This window comes from Roseomonas nitratireducens, assembly GCF_017813355.1.
GTDB lineage: Bacteria > Pseudomonadota > Alphaproteobacteria > Acetobacterales > Acetobacteraceae > Neoroseomonas > Neoroseomonas nitratireducens.
On the sequence record NZ_JAGIYZ010000007.1, the window covers coordinates 46,586 to 64,013 of the forward strand.

At 72.6% G+C, this 17,428-nt stretch carries 18 protein-coding genes; 8 read left to right on the forward strand and 10 right to left on the reverse strand.

The features are described 5' to 3' along the window. Window positions 1-3: 3 nt before the first annotated feature. Entirely contained in the window at window positions 4-396 is a 393-nt protein-coding gene (locus J5Y09_RS08930; RefSeq protein WP_209351410.1) for an MAPEG family protein, read from the reverse strand. Window positions 397-434: 38 nt separating this feature from the next. On the opposite strand from J5Y09_RS08930, the gene hemW reads away from it, so the two are divergent. Further along, a complete protein-coding gene (hemW, locus tag J5Y09_RS08935; protein ID WP_209351411.1) occupies window positions 435-1,598 on the forward strand; it encodes a radical SAM family heme chaperone HemW in 1,164 nt (387 codons plus the stop codon). Between the two features lie 111 nt (window positions 1,599-1,709). Here the strand turns inward: hemW and J5Y09_RS08940 are convergent, their stop codons facing one another. Next, window positions 1,710-2,363: a hypothetical protein gene (locus J5Y09_RS08940; protein WP_209351412.1), complete on the reverse strand. Its 654-nt coding sequence runs from the start codon at window positions 2,361-2,363 to the stop codon at window positions 1,710-1,712. A 421-nt stretch (window positions 2,364-2,784) separates the two neighbouring features. Between J5Y09_RS08940 and J5Y09_RS08945 the strand changes: the two genes are divergently transcribed. The 3 genes from J5Y09_RS08945 to J5Y09_RS08955 are packed head-to-tail and all read left to right on the forward strand — an operon-like array spanning window position 2,785 to window position 5,185. Further along, the gene (locus J5Y09_RS08945; RefSeq protein ID WP_209351413.1) at window positions 2,785-3,636 is read left to right on the forward strand and encodes a SirB1 family protein; all 852 of its coding nucleotides are present in this window, start codon (window positions 2,785-2,787) and stop codon (window positions 3,634-3,636) included. A 53-nt stretch (window positions 3,637-3,689) separates the two neighbouring features. Then, window positions 3,690-4,463 carry a (Fe-S)-binding protein gene (locus J5Y09_RS08950; RefSeq protein ID WP_209351414.1) on the forward strand — a complete coding sequence of 258 codons (774 nt, stop codon included), beginning with the start codon at window positions 3,690-3,692 and terminating at the stop codon, window positions 4,461-4,463. Beyond that, the gene (locus tag J5Y09_RS08955) at window positions 4,460-5,185 is read left to right on the forward strand and encodes a 2OG-Fe dioxygenase family protein (RefSeq protein WP_209351415.1); all 726 of its coding nucleotides are present in this window, start codon (window positions 4,460-4,462) and stop codon (window positions 5,183-5,185) included. Before J5Y09_RS08950 ends, J5Y09_RS08955 begins: the two co-directional genes overlap by 4 nt. A gap of 24 nt (window positions 5,186-5,209) precedes the next feature. Here the strand turns inward: J5Y09_RS08955 and J5Y09_RS08960 are convergent, their stop codons facing one another. Then, entirely contained in the window at window positions 5,210-5,722 is a 513-nt protein-coding gene (locus tag J5Y09_RS08960; RefSeq protein ID WP_209351416.1) for a fasciclin domain-containing protein, read from the reverse strand. A gap of 163 nt (window positions 5,723-5,885) precedes the next feature. Between J5Y09_RS08960 and J5Y09_RS08965 the strand changes: the two genes are divergently transcribed. From J5Y09_RS08965 to J5Y09_RS08980, 4 genes are all read left to right on the forward strand, one after another. Further along, window positions 5,886-7,310, forward strand: a complete 1,425-nt coding sequence (locus tag J5Y09_RS08965) for a LutB/LldF family L-lactate oxidation iron-sulfur protein (RefSeq protein ID WP_209351417.1) — start codon at window positions 5,886-5,888, stop codon at window positions 7,308-7,310. Between the two features lie 3 nt (window positions 7,311-7,313). Continuing rightward, the gene (locus J5Y09_RS08970; protein ID WP_209351418.1) at window positions 7,314-8,009 is read left to right on the forward strand and encodes a LutC/YkgG family protein; all 696 of its coding nucleotides are present in this window, start codon (window positions 7,314-7,316) and stop codon (window positions 8,007-8,009) included. After that, a complete protein-coding gene (locus tag J5Y09_RS08975) occupies window positions 8,006-8,539 on the forward strand; it encodes a Smr/MutS family protein (protein WP_209351419.1) in 534 nt (177 codons plus the stop codon). Before J5Y09_RS08970 ends, J5Y09_RS08975 begins: the two co-directional genes overlap by 4 nt. A 67-nt stretch (window positions 8,540-8,606) precedes the next feature. Continuing rightward, a complete protein-coding gene (locus J5Y09_RS08980) occupies window positions 8,607-9,191 on the forward strand; it encodes a hypothetical protein (protein ID WP_209351420.1) in 585 nt (194 codons plus the stop codon). Between the two features lie 47 nt (window positions 9,192-9,238). Here the strand turns inward: J5Y09_RS08980 and J5Y09_RS08985 are convergent, their stop codons facing one another. The 7 genes from J5Y09_RS08985 to hutH form a co-directional block, all read right to left on the reverse strand. Further along, window positions 9,239-9,871, reverse strand: a complete 633-nt coding sequence (locus J5Y09_RS08985) for a hypothetical protein (RefSeq protein ID WP_209351421.1) — start codon at window positions 9,869-9,871, stop codon at window positions 9,239-9,241. Window positions 9,872-9,897: 26 nt separating this feature from the next. Further along, the gene (locus J5Y09_RS08990; RefSeq protein ID WP_209351422.1) at window positions 9,898-11,472 is read right to left on the reverse strand and encodes a TRAP transporter large permease; all 1,575 of its coding nucleotides are present in this window, start codon (window positions 11,470-11,472) and stop codon (window positions 9,898-9,900) included. Next, window positions 11,469-12,017, reverse strand: coding sequence for a TRAP transporter small permease subunit (locus tag J5Y09_RS08995; protein ID WP_209351423.1), 549 nt, complete (start codon window positions 12,015-12,017; stop codon window positions 11,469-11,471). The genes J5Y09_RS08990 and J5Y09_RS08995 overlap by 4 nt, the downstream gene beginning before the upstream one ends. Before the next feature lies 1 nt (window position 12,018). Beyond that, complete coding sequence (locus tag J5Y09_RS09000; RefSeq protein ID WP_209351424.1) at window positions 12,019-13,104, reverse strand: TRAP transporter substrate-binding protein; 1,086 nt, start codon at window positions 13,102-13,104, stop codon at window positions 12,019-12,021. 50 nt (window positions 13,105-13,154) lie between these two features. After that, a complete protein-coding gene (locus J5Y09_RS09005) occupies window positions 13,155-13,946 on the reverse strand; it encodes a phytanoyl-CoA dioxygenase family protein (RefSeq protein ID WP_209351425.1) in 792 nt (263 codons plus the stop codon). Between the two features lie 133 nt (window positions 13,947-14,079). After that, window positions 14,080-15,753, reverse strand: a complete 1,674-nt coding sequence (gene hutU, locus J5Y09_RS09010) for a urocanate hydratase (RefSeq protein WP_209351426.1) — start codon at window positions 15,751-15,753, stop codon at window positions 14,080-14,082. Between the two features lie 19 nt (window positions 15,754-15,772). Continuing rightward, window positions 15,773-17,290, reverse strand: coding sequence for a histidine ammonia-lyase (gene hutH / locus J5Y09_RS09015; RefSeq protein WP_209351427.1), 1,518 nt, complete (start codon window positions 17,288-17,290; stop codon window positions 15,773-15,775). Between the last annotated feature and the right edge of the window lie 138 nt (window positions 17,291-17,428).

Sequence of the window (17,428 nt, forward strand, 5' to 3'; positions counted from 1 at the left end):
CCGCTACCACAGCCCGAGCCCGCCGCCGAGGGCGAGCGCCAGTGCCGCGAACAGCCCCAACAGCGTCAGCAGCATGCCCGCCGCGCGCAGCGGCCGGATGTCGGGTTCGGGCGACATGCCGGCGGCGTGCAGCGCGCGGCCCGCCAGCATGGCGATGCCTGCCGCGTGCAGCGCCCAGGGTGCCGCGCCGCAGAGTTCGGCGGCGAGCAGCGTGACGAGGAAGACCGGGACGTATTCGGCGCAATTCGCATGGACCCGGACGGCCCGTTCCAGCAGCGGGTCGCCGCCGGTGCCGATCGTCACCCGGGCGCGGTAGCGCGCGGCGAAGACGCGGAAGGTCAGCGCGAGGTAGAGCGCCAGCAACAACGCGGCATGGAGCGCGGTGACGCGCGGCATGGGACACCCCCTTCGACAGGCGGGCCCGGCCGCGCCATATGCGCCCCGTGACCGAACCCCTCGCCCTCTACATCCACTGGCCGTTCTGCGCTGCCAAGTGTCCCTATTGCGACTTCAACTCGCATGTCCGGGACCGGGTGGACGAGGCCCGCTTCCGCGACGCGCTGCGCCGCGAGCTGGCCTTCGAGGCGGCGCGCGCCGGCCGCCGGCCGCTCGCCAGTATCTTCTTCGGCGGCGGCACGCCCTCCCTCATGGCGCCGGAGACGGTCGCCGCGCTGATCGAGGATGCGCGCGCGCTGTTCGAAGCCGCGCCGGACATCGAGATCACGCTCGAGGCCAATCCCACCAGCGTGGAGATCGGCCGCCTCGCCGCCTTCCGCGACGCGGGCGTGAACCGCGCGAGCCTCGGCGTGCAGTCGCTGGACGAAGCCGCGCTGCGCTTCCTCGGCCGGAAGCACGACGCCGCGCAGGCCATCGCCGCGCTGGAGGCCGCGCGCGCCATCTTCCCGCGCCTGTCCTTCGACCTGATCTACGCGCGCCCCGGGCAGGACGAGGCGTCGTGGCGGGCGGAACTGCGGCGCGCCCTGGCGCTCGCCGCCGACCATCTCTCGCTCTACCAGCTCACCATCGAGCCGGGGACGCAGTTCGCGACGCTGCACGCCCGCGGCGACTTCGCCCTGCCCGAGGGCGACGACGCGGCGCGGCTGTACTTCGCCACGGCCGAGGAAGCCGCGCGTTTCGGCCTGCTGCCCTATGAGGTGAGCAACTACGCCAAGCCGGGCGCGGAAAGCCGGCACAACCTCGCCTATTGGCGCTACGGCGACTATCTCGGCATCGGCCCTGGCGCGCATCAGCGCATGCTGGCCGATGGCCGCATGGTCGCGCTGCGCCGCCATCGCGCGCCGGAGGAATGGGCCGCGCGGGTCGAGCGCGACGGCCACGGCACGGCGGGGGAGGAGGTCCTCGCCCCCGCCGAGCGGGCGCGCGAAGCGCTGCTGATGGGGCTGCGCCTGGCCGAGGGCGTCGATCCGGCGCGGATCGCGGCACGCGCGGGCATCCCCTTCGCCCAGGCGATCGACCCGGCGATGCTCGCCGCGCTGCTGGAGGAGGATTACCTCGCCTGGACGGCATCCGGCCGGCTGCGGGCGACGGAGGAGGGCATCGTCAGGCTCGACGCCCTGCTGCCCGTCCTGCTGCGGTGAAGCCGGCCGAGGCCAACCGCGGGAAGGATGGCGCCTCCCGCGATTGATCCCGGCGGCCGGAGCCCCCGTGCGGCCCACCTCGCGCAAGGGCCGCCCCCTGCGCGAACGCGATCAGCGCCGACCGCGCGCCGCGGTGGCGATGGTCGCCGCGGCCTTCTGCCGATCGAGCGCCGCGAGGTCCTGCTGCATGTAGCCGCGCAGCGTGTCGGCGCTGTCGATCATCGCGTCGCGCGACCGCTCGGCGCGGGCGATCTGCGGCTCCCACCCGGCGCGGATGGCGGCGGCGCGGGCGTTGAAGAAGGCATCGCGTTCCGCGGCCGAGGCGAAGGCGGCCGGGGGGAGCGCGACCGTCGCGTCGAAGAAGCGGCGCACGCGGCCGGTCTGGATGTCTTCCCGGTTGTTGTTGGTGCCCACCGGGCCGGTCGGCTGGTGGTGATGCACGCCGAAGTCGCGCAGCGGCCGCAGCGTGACGGCCGTGTCCATCCGTCCCGGGGCGGAGCAGCGCACCTCGACCGGGTCGTTGCCGCGGGCGAGGGTGACCTGGGCCGGCGTCGTCACCTGCGTCACGGCCGCCCCGCCGCGCGTGACCGCGCAGCGCGCGCCGGCCGGGTCGGAGGCGAGCGCGATGCTGCCGCTCCATGCCTGCGGGCGGGGCTCGTTCTGCAGCGCGGCGTTGTCGGCGCGGACGTGGTAGGTGCCGCAGCCCGAAAGGGCGAGGGCGCCGATGAGCGCGCAGGCGAGGCGCGCGCGGGAATCAGGAATCACGGATGGTCTCCTCGGAGCGCGCGGGGTGTCTCGTTTGTCGCGGCGCATCCCGAAAAGAAGAATGCCGCCGAGGTCGATAATTGTCACGTTTTCAGAATGAGACTGCCGGGAACGTGATCGATGCCGTGCAGGGTGCCTTCACCCTTCACCCGTGCGACGCGGTCGTCTTCGCCGATGCCCCCGCCACAGCCGCCCCCTGCGCGCGTCTTCTGCCGGGCAGGGGGCGGGGGCGACGCCACCGCGGCCGGCCCGGACGCGATCCCGCCGGCAGGCGCGGGGCGGGCGAGCGGGAGGTCCGCGGCCCCGGCGAGGTCGGATGCCACCGCGGCCAAGCGGCTGCGCCCGTCGCTGCGGATCCGAAACCTCAGTCTTGCCGCACGGCCGCCTTGATGCGCGCCGCGCGGCCCGCGACACTCGGCCCATGCCGCTGACCGCCCAGGATGAAGCCCGCGCCGCGCTCGACGCGGCAGGGCGCCTACCCGATGCCGAACTCGACATCGGCGCCGTCGCCTTGCAACTCGCGCGCATCGACGCGCCGGAGGCCGATTGGCGCGAAGCCGCGGCGAGCCTGACCGCCATCGCCCGTGCTGCCGTCGAGGCCGCGGCCGCGGACCCCGAGGCCGACGCCGGCGACCCCGCCCGCCGGCGGGACGCGCTGGCGGGCGTCCTGCACGGCGGCTTCGGCCTGGCCGGCGATTCCGAGACCTATGACGACCCGGCGAACGCCAACCTGATCCACGTGCTGGAACGCCGCCGCGGCCTGCCGGTCGCGCTCGGCATCCTGTGGCTGCACGCGGCGGAAGCGGCCGGCTGGGCCGCGCATGGCGTGGATTTCCCGGGCCATTTCCTGATCGCGCTGGAAGCCCCGCGCGGCCAGGTGCTGGTGGATGTCTTCGCCGGCGGCACGGCGCTGGAGGCGCCGGCGCTGCGCGCCCTGCTCAAGCGCGTGGAGGGGGAGGCGGCGGAACTCCGCCCCGGCCTGCTGCGCCCCATGGCGAAGCGGGAGGTGCTGCTGCGCCTGCAGAACAACATCAAGCTGCGGCGCCTGCGCGCCGGCACGCTGGACAGCGCCCTGGACTGCGCGGAGGACATGCTCCGCCTCGCGCCGGACCACGCGCCGCTCTGGCGGGAAGCGGGGCTGATGAACCAGCGGCTCGACCGCATCGGCGCCGCGCTCGCCTGCCTCGACCGGTTCCTGGAACTGGTGCCCGACGGCGACGCAGCACAGCGGATGCGCGCGCTCGCCACCGAACTGCGCCAGCGGCTGAACTGATCTTCCCCGCGCGGGACTGTCCGCGCGGGCGGGGCGCACCTATCATCCAGGGCATGTCCACGCCCCGGCCGCGCGTCGCGCTCTTCGTCACCTGCCTCGTCGATCTCTATCGCCCGTCGGTCGGCTTCGCCGCGCTGCGCCTGCTGGAACAGGCGGGCTGCGAGGTCGAGGTGCCGCACACGCAGACCTGCTGCGGCCAGCCCGCCTTCAACACGGGCGACCGCGCCACGGCGCGCGACCTCGCCCGCGCCGTCGTCGACGCCTTCCAGGGCTACGACCACGTCGTCGCCCCGTCGGGGTCCTGCGCGGGCATGATCGCGCATCACTTCCCCAGCCTGTTCGACGACGATCCCGGCTATCGCGCCAAGGCCGAGTCGCTGGCCGGGCGGACGCACGAGCTCGTCTCCTTCCTTGTGGACGTGATGGGCATGGAGCGCGTCGCGGCGTCCTATGGCGACCGCGTCACCTACCACGATTCCTGCTCGGGCCTGCGGGAGATGGGCGTGAAGGCCCAGCCGCGCCAGCTGCTCGGCAGCGTCCAGGGGCTGACCCTGGCGGAGCTGGCGGACCCCGAGATCTGCTGCGGCTTCGGCGGCACCTTCTGCGTGAAGTACCCGGAGATCTCGACGCGCATGGTCACCGACAAGTGCCGCGACATCGCCGCGACCGGCGCGGGCACGCTGCTCGCGGGCGACCTCGGTTGCCTGCTGAACATGGCCGGGCGGCTGAAGCGCGAGGGGAGCGCGGTGAAGGTCCGCCACGTGGCCGAGGTGCTCGCCGGCATGGCGGCCGAGGTGCCGCCGATCGGCGAGGGGAAGGGCCCATGACTGCGCCCGCGGGCCCGCTCGCCGACCTCGCCGCGCGCGGCTTCGCCCGCATCCCCGGCGCGCAGATGGCCACGCTGATGGGGCAGGGCGAGCGCCCCGATGCGCTGGCCCCCTTCTTCGCATCGTGGAACCGGCTGGAGACGGATGCCTTCATGGCCGATGGCGGGCGCTACCGGCGCCGGCGCATCGCCAATTTCGCCGCCGAGCCCGGCGTGCCGGGCCATCGCCGCGGTGCGCACCGGCCGCATTTCCAGGCGGTGGCCCACAACACGCTGAATGGCGGCGTCGATCGGTGGTTCGCGCCGATGGAGGACGCGGTCGCCGCCTCGGCCCCCATGGTCGCGCTGCTCGGCCTGGGCCGGTCGATGGCCGAGGCGCTGCACGGCGCGCATCCCTGGTTCGTCGAGGCGCACCAATTCCGCATCGAGGCCGCGGCCGGCACCCCCGGCTTCCCGACGCCCGAGGGCGTGCACCATGACGGCGTCGATTGCGTGCTGATCGCGATGATCGCGCGCACCAACCTGGCGGGTGGGGAGACGGTGATCGAGGACGATGCGGGGGCGCGCCTCGCGCAGTTCGTCCTGAGCGATCCGCTCGACACGGCGGTGCTGGACGATCCGCGCGTGAGGCACGGTGTCACGCCGGTCGCGCCGGCAGATCCGGGCCTGCCGTCCTGCCGCGACGTGCTGGTGCTCACCTGGAAGCGCGGCGCGCCGCCCTGATCAGGACGGCGCCCGCGGATGGCGTCAGGCCGCGGTCGGGATCAGCACGCCGCCGATGACGTGGACGATGCCGTTGCTGCACAGCAGGTTCGGCCGGATGACGCTGGCCGAGGCGCCCGAGGGGGCGCCGCCAGCGCGGGCCGCCTGGATGCGCGGTTCGGCCGCGGTGCCGCCGACCACGCGGATGTCGATGCCCGAGAGCATGCGCACCCGGCCGCCGCGGGCCTGGATGTCCGGCAGGCGCAGCCGGCCGCCGGCGATCAGGTTGCGCAGCGCCGCCGCCCCGCCGTTGCGGAATTCGGCCGAGGCCGCGGCCCAGCCGAGATTGGTCGGCGCGAAGACCGTGAAGGGCCCGGCGCCGGCAAGCTCCTGGTCGAGCCCGGAGCGGCGGAGCGCGGAGCGGAACTCGGAGACGTCCGGCTGCGTGCCGAGCACGTCCATGATCGGGAAGCGGCCATCGATCGTGACCGCGGTCTCGCAGGCGGAGAGCAGCAGGGCACCGCCACCGGCGGCGAAAAGGGAACGACGCGTGATCACCGGCGCTTCTCCTTGCAAAGGCGCGAATCGGGCCCCGGAAGGGGTGCGCGGCCTTTTCGCCCCCCGGGCGGCATAGGGCAAGCCCCGCGCGGGGCCGCCCTGTCCCGCGGCCGGGATCGCGCTACATTCACCCCGGCAGACGACATCTTCCGAGGTCGCAACATTGGTCCAGATCACCTCCCCCGCCTTCAGGCGGAACGCGGCACGCGCGCTCGGCGATGCCGGCCTGCAGAAGGCGCTCGGCAAGGCCAAGGGCGCCTTCCTCCAGCGCCGGGCCGAGGCCGTGGCGCGGCTGCCGGAATTCGAGCAGCTGCGCGACATCGGGCGGGACATCAAGAACCACACCCTGGCAAACCTCGACGTCTATCTCGAGATCTTCGCCGCCAATGTCGAACGCGCCGGCGGCAAGGTGCACTGGTGCGCGACGGCGGAGGATGCGCGCGCGGCGGTGCTCGAGATCTGCCGCAAGGCGGGCGCGCGGACCGTCACCAAGGGCAAGTCGATGATCTCGGAGGAGATCGCGGTCAACGACCACCTGGAGAAGCACGGCATCGTGCCGGTCGAGACCGACCTCGGCGAATACATCATCCAGCTGCGGGGCGAGCACCCGTCCCACATCATCGCCCCCGCCTTCCACCTGAACCGGGAGGATTGGGAGGCCGATTTCCGGCGCCTGCACACCGACCTGGACCCCGACCGCGTCTTCCATGAGCGCCGGGACATCCTGGCCGAGGCGCGCACCAAGCTGCGCGAACGCTTCCTTGCCGCCGACGTGGGCATCACCGGCGCGAACTTCCTGATCGCCGAGACGGGCAGCAGCGTCATCGTCACGAACGAGGGCAATGGCGACCTGACGCAGACGCTGCCGCGCGTGCACATCGCGCTCGCCAGCATCGAGAAGGTGGTTCCGACGCTCGAGGATGCGACGTCGCTGCTGCGCCTCCTCGCACGGTCGGCCACCGGACAGGATTTTTCCGTCTACACCACCTTCAGCACGGGCGCGCGCCGGCCGGCCGACCTCGACGGGCCGGAGGAATACCATGTCGTGCTGATCGACAATGGCCGGTCGAACATGATCGGCTCCGAGTTCCAGGAGATGCTGCGCTGCATCCGCTGCGCCGCCTGCATGAACCACTGTCCCGTCTACGGCGTGACCGGCGGGCATGCCTATGGCTGGGTCTATCCCGGGCCGATGGGCAGCGTGCTGACGCCGTCGCTCGTCGGCGTGGACAAGGCGGGGCACTTGCCCAACGCCTCCACCTTCTGCGGCAAGTGCGAGAGCGTCTGCCCGGTGAAGATCCCGCTGCCGAAGCTGATGCGCCACTGGCGGGAGAGGGAGTTCGAGCGTCACCTGACGCCGGCCGCCGTGCGCAGCAACCTCGCCATCTGGGCGTGGTTCGCCAGGCGGCCGGGGATGTACCGCGCGGCGACGCGGCTCGCGGTCGGCGCGCTGTCGCTGCTCGCGCGCGGGCGCGGCGCCTTCTCCTCCCTGCCCCTGGCGGGCGGCTGGACGGCGGGGCGCGATCTGCCGGCACCGGAGGGCGGCACCTTCATGGCGCGCTACGCCAAGATGAAGCGGCGGGGCTGACGGATGAGCAAGGAGCAGATCCTCTCGGCCATCCGCCGCGGCCTGAAGCGTGGCCCGCTGCCGGCCGACCAGCGCGCGATGATCGAGGGGCGCCTCGCGACGCATCCGCGCCACCTGATCCCCGCGCGGTCGCGCGTGCCGCGGCCGGAGCAGGTGGCGCTGTTCGTGCGCAACGTGGAGAAGGAGTTCGGCTCCGTCGCGCGGCTGCCCGGCCTGCGCGACGTGCCTGGCGCGATCGCCGACTACCTCGCGCAGCAGAACCTCCCCTCCCGCTTCGTCCTGGCCCCGCATGAGGAGCTGACCGGCCTCGACTGGTCTGCCAAGCCGATGCTGGAGTTCGAGGCGCGACGCGCGCAGGGCAGCGACGCCGTGTCCGTCCAGCACGGCTTCGCCGGCATCGCGGAGACGGGCACGCTCATGCTGCCCTCCGACCCGCGCCGGCCGACCACGCTCAACATCCTCGCCGAGACGGAGATCGTGGTGCTGCGCGCCTCCCGCATCGTCGGGGCCTATGAGGAAGCCTGGGACCTGCTGCGGGACGGCCGCCCGGAAGGCTTCATGCCGCGTAACGTCATGCTGGTGACCGGCCCGTCGCGCAGCGCGGATATCGAGCAGACGCTCGAGCTCGGCGCGCATGGTCCGCGGCGGCTGCACATCCTGCTGGTGGACGACGACCCGGCGGCGCTGCCGCCTGCATGACCCGCCGCCGCCCGCGGGGCCTGACGGAAGCCGATCGCGCGCTGTGGCGCGCCTATGCGGCCGAGGTGGCGCCGCTGCCCGGGCGCGAATTGCCGCCCGAGCCGCCTGCGCCGCCCGCCGTGCCCGTGATTGCCGCGCCCGCGCCGCCGCCGCCCGTCGCCGCGCCGCCGATGCGCTGGGCGCCGCCCGACATCGTGGTGAACGCGCCACCGGCGGGGCTCGACGATCGCCGCTGGAAGGAGTTGCGGCGCGGCCGCATCCGGCCCGAGCGCACCATCGACCTGCATGGTCGCCGCGCGCAGGAAGCGCATGGCGCGGTGCGCAGCTTCCTCGCCGATGCCTATGCCGATGGCGTGCGCTGCGTCGCGGTCATCACGGGGCGGGGGTCCTCGGCCGAAGGCGGGGTGCTGCGGCGCGAATTGCCGCATTGGCTGAACGCGCCGGACCTGCGGCGGATCCTGCTGGGGGCGGCGCATCCGCACAGCGCGAATACCGGCGCGGTGCATCTGCTGTTGCGGCGCCGGCGATGACGGCCCGTGTGCCAGGATGCGGCCGCGCGCGACGCCGCGCGGCCGGACGGATGGAAGGGGTGCGACGATGAGGATTCCCGCGCTGTGTCTTGCCGCGCTGCTGCTGCTTTCCGGCTGCAGCGCGCCCGACTACACGGCCGCCCGCGACTGGGCGCGGACGGCGAGCATCGCGGTCGACCATCCTTCCGCCGCGGCGCAGGCGACGTCGCGCGACGGCGCCGAGGCGATGCGCGACGCGCTGAGCCTGACGCTGGCCGCGATCGCGCGCATGGCCGATGACGGCGTGCTGCCCTACCCCGAGGATCCCTTCGTCGCGCTCGCCGCCCGCGCCACCGCGGCGGATGCGCGGGGCGGGGAGGCGGTCGCGTCGCTCGGCCGCACCTTGCGGCGCGCCACGCGGTCCAACTGGCGCGCGCCGCAGGTCCGCTACGCCATCCGCACCATGGACCCGGATGTGCAGGCGCTGGCCGCCGCGCTGGTCCGCGTGGCCGGCGAGGAGACCGCCTATGCCGCCCTGGTGCGGCGCATTGCGACGGACCACGCGACGATGGCCGCGCGCGCGGGCGACCTGACCGAGGATGAGATGGGGCGCAGCCTGCGCGCCGCCGAGGATTCCCTGCGGCGCGGCGTGGCCGCGATGCCGCGGGGCTGACGCGTCTTCGAGCCGGGCGGAATCGCTCGGCGATACGGAAGGCGCGTCTAGGGCAGCAGCGTCGCGCCGCGCGGCCGTGCGGCGACCATCGGGTCCGGCGGCAGGCGCAGCATGATGCGGCGCAGCCCGTCCTCGGCCTGCCGCAGGTCCCGTGCGAGGTCTTCCTGGCGCAAATGCCGCGCGCGCGCGGCGAGCATCCCATGCGTCGCGCCGATCGCGGCCAGCGCGCGGCGGTATTCCTCGCGTTCCCCGCCGGCCATGTCGGCCGACAGCGCGGCGATGAGCGCCTGCACATGCGGATCGGCGGCGCGGATGGCGACGGGCAGGCGGCGCTGTTCGTCCTGCGCGTCGGCGCCGACCGCCGGTCCGCGATTCGGCGGCGTGGCGGCGGCGGTGCGCAGCACGCCGGCGAGCGCGGTCGAGGCCGGATCGGTCGGGGCGCTGCCCTGCGCCGGGCCGAAGGCGGGCATCCCTTCCTCCTCCGCCAGGATGGCCAGCGCCTGGAGCCAGCCTGCGAGCGCGGCCTGCCGCGCCAGCACGTCCCCGGCCGCGGCGGGCGCGAGGGATGGGCGGTCGACGGCGATGCCCGCGGTGCGCGCCCAGTCGCGCAGCGCATGGTTGGGCGGCAGGCCGCAGGCGGCGACCGTCAGGCAGGCGAGCAGCGCGAAGCGGCGAAGCAATCCTCTCTCCCGAAGCAGCAGGCGCGTCAGAAGAGCATGTCGGGCAGCCAGGTGGCCAGCACCGGGAAGGCCATGACGAGGGCGAGCCCGATCACCTGCAGGATCACGAAGGGCGTGACACCGCGATAGACGTCGCCCGACCCCACGCCCTGCGGCAGCACGCCCTGGATGTAGAAGAGAGTCGGGCCGAGCGGCGGCGTCAGGAAGCTGGTCTGCAGGTTCATGGCGATCAGCACGCCGAGCCAGATCGGGTCGATGTCCATCTGCAGCAGCACCGGGCCCACGATCGGCACGACGATGATGACGATCTCCACGAAGTCGAGCGGGAAGCCGAGGATGAAGATCACGATCATCACGACCGCCAGCGCGCCCCATTTCCCGCCGGGCACCTGTTCGAGGAAGGCGCGGATCATCTCGTCCCCGCCCAGGCCGCGGAACACCAGGCTGAACAGCGTGGCGCCGATCAGCGTCGCGAAGATCATCGCCGTGACCGTCATGGTCGAATGCGACACCGCGCCGAGCATCCCGCCGCCGAAGGCGCGGCGCAGCGAGACGACGATGCCCCAGGCGAGGCCGAGCCCGAGCACCGTGGCGGACCAGGCCGCGGCGCGGTCGCCGAACGGCGCTTCCTGCCGCCCGATGCGCAGGTCGAACAGGCTGCCGAGCACCACCATGCCAAGCGCCGAGAGCGCTGCGACATAGATCGGCCAGGGGTTCTCCGGGCGGATCCGCAGCCCGGCGAGCAGCGTCGCGCCGACCGCGCCGACCGAGGCCGCCTCCGTCGGCGTCGCGACGCCCGCGAGGATCGAGCCGAGCACCGCGACAATCAGCGTGATGGGGGGGATCAGCGCGCGGGCCAGATCAGCCGCGGTTACCCCCGCGCGTTCCGCGGCCGGCATGGCGGGGCCGAGTTCCGGCCGCAGGCGGCAGATCACGACCTGATAGAGGATGTAGATGCCGGCGAGCATGAGCCCCGGGATCATCGAGCCGGCGAAGAGCTGCCCGACCGAGATCGTCTCGACCGAGAACTTCCCCTGGGCGAGCTGCGCCTGCTGGTAGGCGGCGGCCAGCACCTCCCCCAGGATGACCATGACGGTCGAGGGCGGGATGATCTGGCCGAGCGTGCCGGCCGCGCAGATGGTGCCCGTGGCGAAGGCCGGGTCGTAGCGGTGGCGCATCATGGCCGGCAGGGCGATGAGGCCCATGGTCACCACGGTCGCGCCGACGATGCCGGTGGAGGCGGCGAGCAGCGCGCCCACCAGCGTGACCGAGACGGCGAGCCCGCCGCGCAGCGTGCCGAAGAGTCGTCCCATCGCCTCCAGCAGGTCGGGGGCAATCTTCGACTTCTCGAGCATCATGCCCATGTAGACGAAGAGTGGGATGGCGATCAGCACCTCGCTCGTCATGGTGCCGAAGACGCGCTGCGCGAGCGCGCCGAACATGAAGGGATCGAAGGCGCCGAGCAGGATGCCGAGCCCGCCGAAGACGATGGCGCAGCCGGTCAGGATGAACACCACCGGCACGCCCACCATGATGAGCGTGCACAGCGCGAACAGCATGAGCAGGTCGAGCATCGGCCCGACATCGGCGAGCGCGCTCATCCTTCCGAGACCTGCTGGCGCGCCGGGAAGACGGTATCCGCCGCGCCCAGGATGACGGCGACGGCGCGCACCGCGACCGAAAGCGCCTGGATCGCGAGCAGCCCGGCCATGGCGAGGATGAGACCCTTGAGATAGGGCTGCAGCGGCAGGCCGCCGACCTGCATCGGCCCCTCGCCCATCATGAAGGACCGCGCGACGTAGCCCCAGCTGGCCCAGACCAGCAGCCAGCAGAACGGCAGCACCGCGACGAGGATGCCCGCGAGTTCCACCCAGGCGCGCGTACGTTCCGACCAGGCGGCGGAGAAGAAGTCCACGCGGACATGCGCATCGAGCAGGTAGGCGTAGCCGATCGCCAGCATGAACAGGAAGGCGTGCAGGTAGATTACGCCTTCCTGCATCCAGACGAAGGAACTGCCATAGGCGTAGCGCAGCACCACGACGGCGAACTGCACCAGCACCAGCGCGACGGCGAGCCAGCGGGCCGAGAGCCCGATTGCGCGGTTGACCGCGTCGGCGCCCTCGGCAAGGCGGAGGAGGAAGCGCAACTCAGCCCCAGTTGATCGGCAACTGCCGCGCCAGGAAGTTCGCCCCGTAGGACTGCATCATGTAGGCCGCGCTGCGGTTACGGAATTCCGCGTAGCTGTCGGCGATGCGCTTCACCAGCGGGTCCTGGTGCGCGCGGAACTCCCGCATCATGTCGCCGGCGGAGGTGCCGAGCGCGATGAGCAGGTCGCGCGGCGCTTCCCGCACGATCACGCCATGGCGGGCGACCAGGTCCGCCAGCACGCGCGGATGGTTCGAATCGTATTCGGTCGTCGTTTCCTCGTGCAGCGACATGGCGCAGTAGCGGACGATGCGCTTCAGGTCGTCCGGCAGGGCGTTCCAGCGCGCCATGTTGATGCCGATCTCCTCGGCCGAGGACGGTTCCTGCACGCCGGGGAAGTAGAAATTCTTGGCGACCTGGTGCAGGCCGAGCGGCGCGTCGCTGAAGGGGCCTAGGAACTCCGCCGCGTCGATCGTGCCCGATTGCAGCGCGGAGAAGATCTCGCCCGCCGGCAGGGTGACGACGGAGGCGCCGGCGCGGCGGAACATCTCCCCGCCCAGGCCAGCGGTGCGAAGGCGCAGGCCGCGGAAATCCTCGATCGAGCGCAGTTCCCGGCGGAACCAGCCGAGCCATTGCGGCCCGGAATCGCCAACGATGAAAGGCTTGATGCCGAAGCGGGCGTAGATCTCGTCATACATGGCGGTGCCGCCGCCGTGCATCATCCAGGCTTGGCGCTCATAGGCCGTCATGCCGAAGGGGAAGGAGCCGAAGAAGCCGATGCCGGGCGACTTCGAGATCCAGAAGGACGGCACGCCGTGATAGAGGTCCGCCGTGCCGGCCGCGACCGCGTCGAAGGCGCCCGGCGCGGGCACCACCTCGCCCGCCGCGAACAGGCGCACCGTAAGCCGCCCGCCGGACAGCTGCCCGATACGGTCCGCGCAGCGCTGCGCCGCCACACCCGGCCCTGGCAGGTTGCGCGGCCAGATGGTGATCATGCGCCATTCGATGCGGCCCTGGCTCAGCGCCGGGGTGGCGAGCGTCGCGGCCGTCGCCGCCGCCGCGCTGCCGAGGATGATGCGTCGCTGCATGCCGTCTCTCCGTTCCTGTCCTGCCTGCCTGTCGTCGTTCGCGTCGCGCGTCAGAGGATGCGCGGGAAATCCGGCCCGTCGAGCGGCGCGCCATCCGCCAGCCGGATGTGGCGCAGCGGCGGCGATCCCTTCCCGCCGCGGTCGCGGAACACGGCATCGTCGCCGACCCAGCGCGCGGAGAAGACCCGACGGCGCCGCTCGGGCGAGGTGTTCGCCGGCGCGCCATGCACCGTGCGGTAGTGGAAGGCGACGGCGTCGCCCGGCGCCATCTCCCACCCCAGAATGGTGAAGCGGTCGCGCGCGGCGTCGATGTCGGGCATTTCCTCCCGCGTGTCGCCGGCATAGAGGTCCGTGCCGTCGAAGCGCTTCGGCTTCATCAGGCGGCCCCATTGGTGGCTACCCGCGACGCATTCCAGCGTCACGTCGCGCCCCACCGGGTCGAGCGGGATCCAGAAGGAGACGCAGCGTTCCGCTTCCACGCAGTAGTACGGCCCGTCCTGGTGCCAGGGCGTGACCATGCTCGTGCCAGGTTCCTTGACCAGCACATGGTCGTGGAAGAAGCGCGCCGTAGCACCACCCATCAGGTCGCGCGCGATCGCCGCGCCGGGCCCGTCCTGGACGAAGGCGCGGAATTCCGGGATGCGCTGCCAGTTGCACAGGTCCTGGAAGAAGCGCGCGCTCCCGTCCGCGGGCTGGTAGCTGCGCTCATAGGGGCCGGGATGGGCGATCAGCGTCTCGATGCCCGCGCGCAGCGGCTCGACCCATTCGGCGAAGGCGCCGCGCAGCACGACGGCGCCGTCGCGCGCGAAGGCCTCGGTATCGGTCGCAGTCACCACGCTCATCACGGCCTCTCCTGCAAGGCGGGCGGCGCATCCTGGGGGGAGCGCCGCGCCGGTGTAAAGCCACCGGAACGATACCCGGCCGGCGGCCGCCCATTCCTCTGCCCCCGCTGCGGGCAGCCTGCCGCGGCGAGTGTCAGCCACCGATGCCGAGCGAGGGCAGCTTCATCCCCATCCGCTTCGCATGGTCGATCGCGATATCGTAGCCGGCATCGGCGTGGCGCATGACGCCGGTGCCAGGGTCGTTCCAAAGCACCCGGGCGAGCCGTCGCGCCGCGGCGTCCGTCCCATCCGCCACGATCACCATGCCGGCATGCTGGGAAAAGCCGATGCCCACGCCGCCGCCATGGTGCAGCGAGACCCAGGTCGCGCCGGATGCCGTGTTCAGCAGCGCGTTCAGCAGCGGCCAGTCGGACACCGCATCGGACCCGTCGGCCATCGCCTCCGTCTCCCGGTTCGGGGAGGCGACGGAGCCCGAATCGAGATGGTCCCGCCCGATCACGATCGGCGCCTTGAGCTCGCCCTTCGCCACCATCTCGTTGAAGGCGAGGCCGAGCCGGTGCCGGTCGCCGAGCCCGACCCAGCAGATCCGCGCCGGCAGCCCCTGATAGGCGATGCGCCTGCCCGCCATGTCGAGCCAGTTGTGCAGATGCGGATCGTCCGGGATCAGCTCCCGCACCTTCGCATCGGTGCGCGCGATGTCCTCCGGGTCCCCCGACAGCGCCGCCCAGCGGAAGGGTCCGATGCCGCGGCAGAAGAGCGGGCGGATATAGGCCGGCACGAAGCCGGGAAAGGCGAAGGCGTCGGCGACGCCCATCTCCTGCGCCATCTGGCGGATGTTGTTGCCGTAGTCGAGCACGGGGATGCCGGCGCGCCAGAAGCCGAGCATCGCCTCCACCTGCACCGCCATGGACCGCTTGGCCGCGAGCGTCGTGCCTTCCGGGTCGCGCGTGCGCCGCTCCTCCCATTCCGCCAGCGTCCAGCCGGCGGGCAGGTAGCCGTTCAGCGGGTCGTGCGCGCTCGTCTGGTCCGTCACCGCATCTGGGCGGATGCCGCGGCGGAGCATCTCGGGGAAGACCTCCGCCGCATTGCCGAGCAGCCCGACGGAGACGGCGCGCCCCTCGCGCCTGGCCGCCTCGACGATGGCGAGCGCCTCCTCGATCGTCTCGGCCTTGGTGTCGAGGTATCGCGTGCGCAGCCGCATCTCGATGCGGGACGGCTGGCACTCCACGGCGATCATCGATGCGCCGGCCATGGTCGCGGCGAGCGGCTGCGCCCCGCCCATGCCGCCGAGCCCGCCCGTCAGGATCCATCGGCCCGCAAGCGAGCCGCCATAGTGCCGGCGCCCGACCTCCGCGAAGGTCTCGTAGGTGCCCTGCACGATCCCCTGGCTGCCGATGTAGATCCACGATCCGGCCGTCATCTGGCCGTACATCATCAGCCCCTTGCGATCGAGCTCGTGGAACTTCTCCCAGGTCGCCCAGTGCGGCACCAGGTTGGAGTTGGCGATCAGCACGCGCGGTGCGTCCTCCGTGGTGCGGAAGATGCCCACGGGCTTGCCGGACTGCACCAGCAGCGTCTCGTCCGGCGACAGCCCCTTGAGCGAGGACACGATGCGGTCGAAGGCATCCCAGTCCCGCGCGGCGCGGCCGATGCCGCCATAGACGACGAGCTCCTCCGGCTTCTCCGCCACCTCCGGGTCGAGGTTGTTCATCAGCATCCGCATCGCCGCTTCCGCCCCCCAGGAGCGGCAGACCGGGATGGGTCCGCGCGGGGCGGTGACGAGGCGGGCATTGGCGATGCGGCTCATCGGCCGGTCCTCCCTTCGGTCATGGCGTCAGGCCCGGCAGCGCGAGGCCGGCGGCGGCGGCGAGCGCGCCGTCCTCGACCAGCCGCGTCGCGGCCGCGATGTCGGGTGCGAGCAGCCGGTCCGCGAGCAGCGGCGCGACCTCGGCGCGGAGGGCGCCATGCGCCGCCTCGATGGCGGCGGAGGAGCGGAGCGGGCGGCGATGCTCCAGCGCCTCGGCCGCGGCCAGCGCCTCGATGCCGATGATGGCGGCGGCGTTGCCGGCCATCTCGATCAGCCGGTACGCCGCATGCGTCGCCATCGAGACATGATCCTCCTGGTTGGCGGAGGTGGGCAGGGAATCGATGCTGGCCGGCGCGGCGCGCTGCTTGTTCTCCGAAGCGAGCGCCGCGGCCGTGACCTGCGCGATCATCAGCCCTGAATTCAGCCCCGGGTCGCGGGCGAGGAAGGCGGGCAGGCCGCTCATCACCGGATCGACCAGCAGCGCGATCCGGCGTTCGGCCAGGCTGCCGATCTCGGCCAGGGCGATGGCGACCTGGTCGGCCGCGAAGGCGACGGGCTCGGCATGGAAATTCCCGCCGGAGACGATGGCGCCATCCTCCATCACCAGGGGGTTGTCGGTCACCGCATTCGCCTCGGTCTCCAGCGTGCGCGCGGCGAAGCGCAGCAGGTCGAGCAAAGCGCCCATCACCTGCGGCTGGCAGCGCAGCGAATAGGGGTCCTGCACGCGCGGGTCGTCGGTGCGGTGGCTTTCGCGGATCTCGCTGCCGGCGAGCAGGCCGCGCAGCGCGGCCGCGACATCCGCCTGCCCGGCATGGCCGCGCAGCGCGTGGATGCGCGCATCGAAGGGGGTGTCCGATCCGCGCAGCGCATCGACGGTCATCGCCCCGGCGAGGAGGGCCGCGCGGAACACGCGCTCCGCCGCGAAAAGCCCCGCCAGCGCGAGCGCGGTCGAGACCTGCGTGCCGTTGATCAGCCCGAGCCCTTCCTTGGGCCCGAGCGTGACGGGCGCGAGGCCCGCGGCGCGCAGCGCATCGGCCGCCGGGATGCCTGGCAGCGCCTCCCCTTCGCCCAGCATCGCCGCCGTCATGTGCGCGAGCGGCGCGAGGTCGCCCGAGGCACCGACCGAGCCCTTGGCCGGGATCAGCGGCAGCACGCCTTGGGCGCGCATCGCCTCGATCAGCGCCACCACCTCCCACCGCACGCCGGAGGCGCCGCGGCCGAGGCTCGCCGCCTTCATCGCCAGGATCAGCCGCACGATGCCCGCCGGCAGCGCCGGGCCGACGCCGCAGGCATGCGACAGGATCAGGTTGCGCTGGAGCGCGGCGAGGTCGCCATCGCCGATGCGCACCGAGGCCAGCTTGCCGAAGCCGGTGTTCACGCCATAGGCGGTCTCGCCCGCCGCGATCACGCGCGCCACCGCCGCCGCGCCGCGATCGATCCCCGCACGCGCGCCCGGGTCGAGCGGGATCGCCGCGCCTTCGAGGATGGCGGCCCAGCCGGCGAGCGGCACCTCGCCCGGCACGAGAGTCCTGATCATGCGCGCACCCCCTGGTGGAAACGGGCGAAGACCGGCGAGGCCGGCATCCGCCGGACACCCTTCGAAACCACTGGCCGGATGAGGCCAAACGCTATATTGTATATACAATATGGTGCGACGAAGGGCGCCGATACGCAA

Bases quoted from the DNA above. Each gene is read 5' to 3' on its own strand.
- J5Y09_RS08950 (WP_209351414.1), top strand. From the start codon at position 3,690: ATGTCCACGCCCCGGCCGCGCGTCGCGCTCTTCGTCACCTGCCTCGTC.
- J5Y09_RS08955 (WP_209351415.1), top strand. From the start codon at position 4,460: ATGACTGCGCCCGCGGGCCCGCTCGCCGACCTCGCCGCGCGCGGCTTC.
- hutH (WP_209351427.1), bottom strand. From the start codon at position 17,290: ATGATCAGGACTCTCGTGCCGGGCGAGGTGCCGCTCGCCGGCTGGGCC.
- J5Y09_RS08990 (WP_209351422.1), bottom strand. From the start codon at position 11,472: ATGAGCGCGCTCGCCGATGTCGGGCCGATGCTCGACCTGCTCATGCTG.
- J5Y09_RS08945 (WP_209351413.1), top strand. From the start codon at position 2,785: ATGCCGCTGACCGCCCAGGATGAAGCCCGCGCCGCGCTCGACGCGGCA.
- hutU (WP_209351426.1), bottom strand. From the start codon at position 15,753: ATGAGCCGCATCGCCAATGCCCGCCTCGTCACCGCCCCGCGCGGACCC.
- hemW (WP_209351411.1), top strand. From the start codon at position 435: ATGCGCCCCGTGACCGAACCCCTCGCCCTCTACATCCACTGGCCGTTC.
- J5Y09_RS08980 (WP_209351420.1), top strand. From the start codon at position 8,607: ATGAGGATTCCCGCGCTGTGTCTTGCCGCGCTGCTGCTGCTTTCCGGC.
- J5Y09_RS09005 (WP_209351425.1), bottom strand. From the start codon at position 13,946: ATGAGCGTGGTGACTGCGACCGATACCGAGGCCTTCGCGCGCGACGGC.
- J5Y09_RS08970 (WP_209351418.1), top strand. From the start codon at position 7,314: ATGAGCAAGGAGCAGATCCTCTCGGCCATCCGCCGCGGCCTGAAGCGT.
- J5Y09_RS08975 (WP_209351419.1), top strand. From the start codon at position 8,006: ATGACCCGCCGCCGCCCGCGGGGCCTGACGGAAGCCGATCGCGCGCTG.
- J5Y09_RS09000 (WP_209351424.1), bottom strand. From the start codon at position 13,104: ATGCAGCGACGCATCATCCTCGGCAGCGCGGCGGCGGCGACGGCCGCG.
- J5Y09_RS08930 (WP_209351410.1), bottom strand. From the start codon at position 396: ATGCCGCGCGTCACCGCGCTCCATGCCGCGTTGTTGCTGGCGCTCTAC.